A 6,215-nucleotide genomic window follows, 5' to 3' on the forward strand; every position below is an offset into this window, starting at 1 on the left:
CCCGCGGTGGCGAATCAGCGCACGGAAACAACACGAACGCGCACGCCGCCCTTCGGCATCATCGAAGCCACGCCCGCCGGCGCAATTGGATCGCGGCGCAACGACGCGAACTCGCAGCGGCGCACGGCCGCGGCGGTGATCGCCTTGAGCTCCTGGGTGGCGAACTGAAAGCCGATGCAGCGGCGGTAGCCACCGCCGAAGGGCACGAAGGCGTAGGGGTCGACCTCGAGGTCGACCCAGCGATCGGGGTCCCACACGTCGGGTTCAGGCCACACGTCGTGCATGCGGCCGGTGACGTAGGCCGAGTACACGACAAGTGAGCCACCGGCGATGTCGTAGCCGCCGAAGGAGAAGTCGTGGGTCGCCTTGCGGGCGCTGATGAACCCGGGCGGCCACATCCGCAGCGTCTCGTTGACGACGTGGTCGAGGTGGGGCGTGTCGACTTCGGCGGCGGCACGCGCCCAGGCGCCGTCGTTGTGCAGCAGCTCGTGCATGACCCAGCCCGCCGCGCCACTCGTCGTGTCGTAGCCCGCGGCGATCAACGACACGACCTGGTCGCGTACCTCGAGGTCGCTCAGCTCCGGCAGGAGACGGTCCAACAGATCGTCGTCGGTGGCGGGCCGGCTGCGGCGCCGCGCGATCTCCGCGTTGACGATCGCGTCGGCGCGATCGCGCGACCGGACGGCGCGGCGGTACGCCGGGCCGTGCCACTGGAACATCATCGACAGCGGCCGGTTGACGTACTCGAGCGCCTCGCCCAACGCGTCGCCGAACTCCTCGGCGCGATCGCCGAGCGTGTCGCCGAAGAGCGTGCGGATGGCGATGCGACGGATACAGCGCCGCCACTCGTCGTAGAGGTCGAGTTCGTCGCCGGCGCGCCAGCCGTCGATCGTGCGGTTGGCTTCCTCCTCCATGATCTCGCCGTAGCCCTTGATGGCGCGCGTCGAGAACGCCGGCTGCACGAGGCGGCGGCGCCGGTCGTGTTCGGCTCCGTCGGTGACGACGAGGGCGGTGTCGCCGTCCACGACGATCAGGCCCTTGATCGCCTCGCGCCACGTGAAGTTCACGGGGTGCTCGGACAGCAGGTAACGGTTGGCGTCCGGACCGCAGAGCACGGTGTAGGCCATCGGGCCGCGGCCGAAGCGGAAGACGTTGCCGTAGCGGCGCTGGAGGCCCAGCAGCGTGTTGGGCGCGTCGCGCGCCATGCCGAGCGCCACCGAGACGCTCCCGCCGAGGCCGGGACCCGGAATGCGTGTCACGCGTGTAAGCCTGCCAAAGGTCCCACCGAAACTCGCGACCGGCCCTACGCCGGCGCGCGGTCGGCGGTGCACGGTACGACCATGTTCGGCGCAATCGTTGTCCCGCTCGACGGCACGGAGCACACCGAGGCCGCGCTCCATCCCGCGTTCACCATCGCATCGCAAACCGGCGCCCACGTCGTGCTGCTCTCGGTGGTGCAACCCGACTTCGTCCAGGAGCGGGGCGACTATCTGCGCGGCTGGGCGCGCAGCGCGTTCGTCCCCTGCGAAGTCACCATCGCCACCGAAGGTTCCGTGCCGGACAACATCATCACGCTGGCGTCAGCGCACGAACCGTCGCTGGTGTGCATGGCCTCGCACGGCTTCGGCTTCTTCGGTCAAGCGCTGTTCGGGGCGGTGTGCGCGGAGGTCGTGCGCGGCATTGGTGCGCCCGTGCTCGTCGTCGGACCGCACGCGCGCACCGACGTCAACGCGTACACCGACGTGATCGCGGCGGTCGACGCGTCATCGGAGTCGGCGCGCGTGATGGAACCCGCCGTCGCGCTGGCACGCGCGCTCGACGCCAAGCTGGAGATCGTGCAGGTGATCGACCCCGACGACGTACTCCAGGCCCAAGCCTCAGACGTCACGGGCTCCGACGTGCGCGAAACGGGCCACGTTGCGATGCTCGCGGCCAAGCTCGGCGACGACCTCGCGGCGTCGTGGGAGGTCTTGCACGACGACGATCCCGCGCGAGGCATCGTCGACTACGTACGGGCCCGCCCGTCGGCAATCATCGCGATGGCGACGCACGCCCGCGCCGGCCTCGATCTCTTGGCCGAGGGCAGCGTCGCCACGCACGCGGTGCACGCCGCCGAGAATCCGGTACTGCTCCTGCACTAAGCAGGCGGCGCGTACCGCGCGTGCACGCTGTCGCAGAAGGCGACGCACTGATCGGCAATCGCGGCGTCGCGGATCTCGAGCACGTTCTCGGCGTTGAACTCGCCCGAGTGCGAGCAGTTGAACGAACCGGTGAAGACCACGTCGTCGCACACGACGACCTTGGCGTGCATGTAGTTGTGCGGTGGGCCGGCTTGGTAGGGCCGCGACGCCTTTTCCGCTAGGACGCCGGCGCTCCGCACGCGTTCGAACAGCGGGCCCTTCCACTGCGCCCGTCCGTCTTCGCTCCACTGCCGCAGCGCCTGTTCCATCTGCGGGCCGTCGACCGTGACGGTGACGTCGCAGCGGCGTTCGTCGAGCGACTCGGCGAGCGTGGACAGGATCGGGCCCGACGTCAGCACCGGTGAGCAGATCCGCACCCGGTGCTGGGCGCGGGCGACGGCCCCGGCGATGCGCTGGCCCAACTGGCGGCCGCGCCCGGGCGAGAACATGGCGCGCACCCACGCGCCGCCGATCTCGGTCGGCTGGTCGACCACCGTGCCGCTGCCTTCCACCTTCTTGCCGTTCCACAACTCGTCGAAGTCGTTGGCGTAGGCGGCCGCGAGGTCAGCCGACGACAGCGTCACGATCACGTTTTCCATGTGCGTCCAGGCGTCCTCGGTCCAGTTCGTCGACCCAGTCCACACGTCGGTCGCGTCCCGCACGATGTACTTGTGGTGCATCAGGTCGGGCACGCCGGGGATCGCCGTCGACGGTACGGACGCGGCGAGGCGCTGCAACGCCGAGGGACCCTCGGGTGGCGCGAAGCCGGGCTTCGTCTTTGCCTCGTCGTTGTAGACGGCGCGGATGCGCACGCCGCGCGCCTCCGCCGCGTCCAGGGCGCCGATCAAACGGTCGAGCGACGGCGGCTCGAGGTGGGCGTCGTACACCGCGATGTCAAGCGAGGTGTGCGCGCCGTCGACGAAGCCGACGAGGGCGTCGAGCGTTTGCGCCGCGGCCTGGCCGCCGTCGGCCAGGAACGTGAACGCAGGCAACGTGATCAACCGAGGCTCTGCTTCGCGCCTTCGATGGCGCGCTGCACGGCGCGCTCGACGTGGGCCGTGTCAATGCCGAGCGCTTGGCCGATGTGGACCGACCAGATCTCGGAGCGCAGGTTGGTCTGGAAGTCGATCTCGGCCCGGATGTCCGCGCGGGCGGCCTGGCGGTTCTGGCTCACCATGACGAACGTCGACAGGAAGATGGCCTCAAGGCTGACGATCATCGTCAGCAAGCCGAACGGGAACTTGTCGAACTTCAACGACGCGCCGACGAGACCGACGTTCAGCGCGATCCAGATTCCGAACCAGACGGTGTGGATGTAGACGAAGTTCAGCGAGCCGGCGAAGTCGGTGATGGCGTCGGCAACGCGGTCCTGCGTCTGCTTGAGGCTCTCGAGGATGCGGTTCTCGTTGCCCAGATTCTTGGCGAGCACCGGGAACAGGTTGCCGTCGACGACCCCGTCGGCCTCGTCGATCACAGCGCACGCCGGGCATTGATGGACATACGTGTCGGTCATGAGACGCCATCATTCCGGATCACGGACGCGATCGCGGTTCGGGCTTCGCTGTCACACCCCGTCCGTACGCTGTCATCAGCTGCGCTTCCCCCATCCGTTTCACGCCACTTTCTGGTGGTGATTCCGCCGTTTCGGGTGCGATTCACCCCCGGAAATTGGCATAGGTCCTAGAGGAGGACCAGATGTGGGAGCCCGCGCCGCGCCGGAGGTTGTTTACGCCCGACGATTGGATTGCGAGCGGTCGCACCCGCGAGGCGCTGCGATGGGCGACCGATCGGGGCGTATGCCCGCGGGTGATCCGCGGGGTTTACGCCGACGGGCCCGGTGAGCGAACCGCGGTAGAGCTCGCGCTGGCGCACATGATTCGTGACGACGTGCCCGCGTGGGGGCTCGTCGCCGCCACCATCTACGACCTCGACGCTGTGCACGATCTGGCGATTCCCGAGCCGTGGCGGCGTCGCGCGCCGGACCTCGGCGGCGAACCCCGCGTCGTCGACGGCGTCCTGTGCGCGAGCCCCCTGCAGACGATGATCGACCTGGCGACCATCCTCGACGACGACCGATGGGAACAGGCGAACGAGTCGGCGCTGCACAAGAAGCTCTTCACGATCGACGACGAGGTCGCGCTCCTCGGTGACCTGTCGGCCCGCCGCACGCCCGGCGTCACCCGGATGAGGCGCGTCCTCGCGTTGCGCCCGGTCGGAGCGCCACCAACCGAGAGCCGGCTCGAAACGATCGCGGTGCAGATCGCGCGACACACCGAAGGCGTTCCCGAGCCGACCAGGCAACACCGTGTCTTCAACGAACACGCCGAATTCGTTGCCCGCGTGGATCTCTCGTGGCCCGACTTGGGCGTGTTCAAGGAACTGGACGGACTCGGTCACCGCGGCCAACCCGTCTACGACGCCAGTCGTGAGTCGGCGGTCGTGGCCGCGACGGGATGGTTGTGCCACCGGATGACGTGGCACGAGGCCTACCGCGCGCCGAAGTGGGCGGGCCGGCGCATGCTGCAGATCATCGAGCAAGCACGCCGCCGCCCGATGCCATCACTTTGATGCCCGTTTCGGGTGGCGATTCGCTCCCGCAGGCGGCAAAACACCCCCACAAAGTGGAGTGGAACTCAGGCGATTTATGCCATGGGGCGGTCAGTGGGCTTCAGCGGCGCCGGCAGCGCGGTGTCGCCCGTGAGGTAGCGGTCGACGGCCGACGCGCACGAGCGGCCTTCGGCGATCGCCCACACGATGAGCGACTGGCCGCGGCCCATGTCGCCGGCGACGAACACACCGTCGACCGACGACATCCACTCGTCGCTGCGCTTCACGTTCGACCGCTCGTCGTACTCGACGCCGAGGGCGTCGAGCAGGCCGTCGTGCTGGGGACCGAGAAAGCCCATGGCGAGATAGACGCGCTCGGCTGGGATCTCGAAGTCGGATCCCTCCACCTTCTGGAACTTTCCGTCGACCATCTCGACTTCGTGCGCCCGCAGGGCGCGCACCCACCCGTCGTCGTCGCCGAGGAAGCACTCGGTGTTGACCGAGTAGCGGCGCTCGCCGCCCTCTTCGTGCGCCGAGGCGACGCGGTAGATCATCGGATACGTCGGCCACGGGTTGGCCGCCGGTCGCTCTTCGGGCGGGCGCGGCAGGATCTCGAACTGCGTGATCGATGCCGCGCCGTGACGGTGCGCCGTGCCCAGGCAGTCGGCGCCGGTGTCGCCGCCGCCGATGATGACGACGTGCTTGTCCTTGGACGTGATCGGCGTATCTTCGAGGTCGCCTTCCTGCACCTTGTTCGACGGCGGCAGGTACTCCATGGCCTGATAGATGCCCTTGAGTTCGCGGCCCGGGATCGGCAGGTCGCGCCAGTTGGTGGCGCCACCGGCGAGCACGACGGCGTCGAACTGCGCGCGCAGTTCGTCCGCGGTCACGTCGACACCGACGTTCACGTTGCAGCGGAACACCGTCCCCTCCGCCTCCATCTGCTCGATGCGGCGGTTGAGGTGGCGCTTCTCCATCTTGAACTCGGGGATGCCGTAGCGCAGCAGCCCGCCGATGCGGTCGGCCCGCTCGAACACCGTGACGTCGTGGCCGGCCCGGGTGAGCTGCTGCGCGGCGGCCAGGCCCGACGGGCCGGAGCCGACGACGGCCACCTTCTTGCCCGTGCGCACGGTCGGCGGGATGGGCACGACCCAGCCCTCCTCCCACGCCCGGTCGATGATCGTGACCTCGACCTGCTTGATGGTGACCGGGTCCTGGTTGATGCCGAGCACGCACGCGCCCTCGCACGGAGCGGGGCACAGGCGGCCGGTGAACTCGGGGAAGTTGTTCGTGGCGTGGAGCCGCTCGATGGCGTCGCGCCAGCGGTCCCGGTACACGAGGTCGTTCCAGTCCGGGATGAGGTTGCCCAGCGGGCAGCCGTTGTTGCAGAACGGGATCCCGCAGTCCATGCACCGGCTGGCCTGGTGCTGGAGCTCCTCGGTCGGGAACTCCTCGTAGACCTCGCGCCAGTCGAGGATCCGCACCGGC

At 68.9% G+C, this 6,215-nt stretch carries 6 protein-coding genes; 2 read left to right on the plus strand and 4 right to left on the minus strand.

The genetic code is table 11. The features are described from left to right. Nucleotides 1–14: 14 nt before the first annotated feature. On the minus strand, nucleotides 15–1,259 hold the full coding sequence (locus tag VHC63_00785; protein ID HVV35108.1) for a cytochrome P450: 1,245 nt from the start codon (nucleotides 1,257–1,259) through the stop codon (nucleotides 15–17). 81 nt (nucleotides 1,260–1,340) lie between these two features. Here VHC63_00785 and VHC63_00790 point away from each other — a divergent pair, with 81 nt between their 5' ends. Next, the gene (locus VHC63_00790) at nucleotides 1,341–2,141 is read left to right on the plus strand and encodes a universal stress protein (GenBank protein ID HVV35109.1); all 801 of its coding nucleotides are present in this window, start codon (nucleotides 1,341–1,343) and stop codon (nucleotides 2,139–2,141) included. On the opposite strand, the gene VHC63_00795 is transcribed toward VHC63_00790, so the two are convergent. Both VHC63_00795 and VHC63_00800 read right to left on the minus strand, forming a co-directional pair. After that, a complete protein-coding gene (locus VHC63_00795; protein ID HVV35110.1) occupies nucleotides 2,138–3,181 on the minus strand; it encodes a phospholipase D-like domain-containing protein in 1,044 nt (347 codons plus the stop codon). The genes VHC63_00790 and VHC63_00795 overlap by 4 nt on opposite strands. Then, nucleotides 3,178–3,693 (minus strand): DUF1003 domain-containing protein, encoded by a 516-nt coding sequence (locus VHC63_00800; protein HVV35111.1) that lies wholly within the window; start codon nucleotides 3,691–3,693, stop codon nucleotides 3,178–3,180. Before VHC63_00800 ends, VHC63_00795 begins: the two co-directional genes overlap by 4 nt. A 293-nt stretch (nucleotides 3,694–3,986) precedes the next feature. Between VHC63_00800 and VHC63_00805 the strand changes: the two genes are divergently transcribed. Next, entirely contained in the window at nucleotides 3,987–4,748 is a 762-nt protein-coding gene (locus tag VHC63_00805) for a hypothetical protein (GenBank protein ID HVV35112.1), read from the plus strand. A gap of 74 nt (nucleotides 4,749–4,822) precedes the next feature. Here VHC63_00805 and VHC63_00810 read toward each other — a convergent pair. Beyond that, nucleotides 4,823–6,215, minus strand: a 1,393-nt coding sequence (locus tag VHC63_00810; GenBank protein ID HVV35113.1) for a glutamate synthase subunit beta, incomplete at its 5' end; no start/stop codon positions are given.

The organism is Acidimicrobiales bacterium (assembly GCA_035546775.1).
In the GTDB taxonomy this organism is placed as follows: domain Bacteria; phylum Actinomycetota; class Acidimicrobiia; order Acidimicrobiales; family JACCXE01; genus JACCXE01.

Excerpts from the sequence above, each read along its gene's own strand:
- VHC63_00790 (HVV35109.1), top strand. The coding sequence starts at position 1,341 with ATGTTCGGCGCAATCGTTGTCCCGCTCGACGGCACGGAGCACACCGAG.
- VHC63_00800 (HVV35111.1), bottom strand. The coding sequence starts at position 3,693 with ATGACCGACACGTATGTCCATCAATGCCCGGCGTGCGCTGTGATCGAC.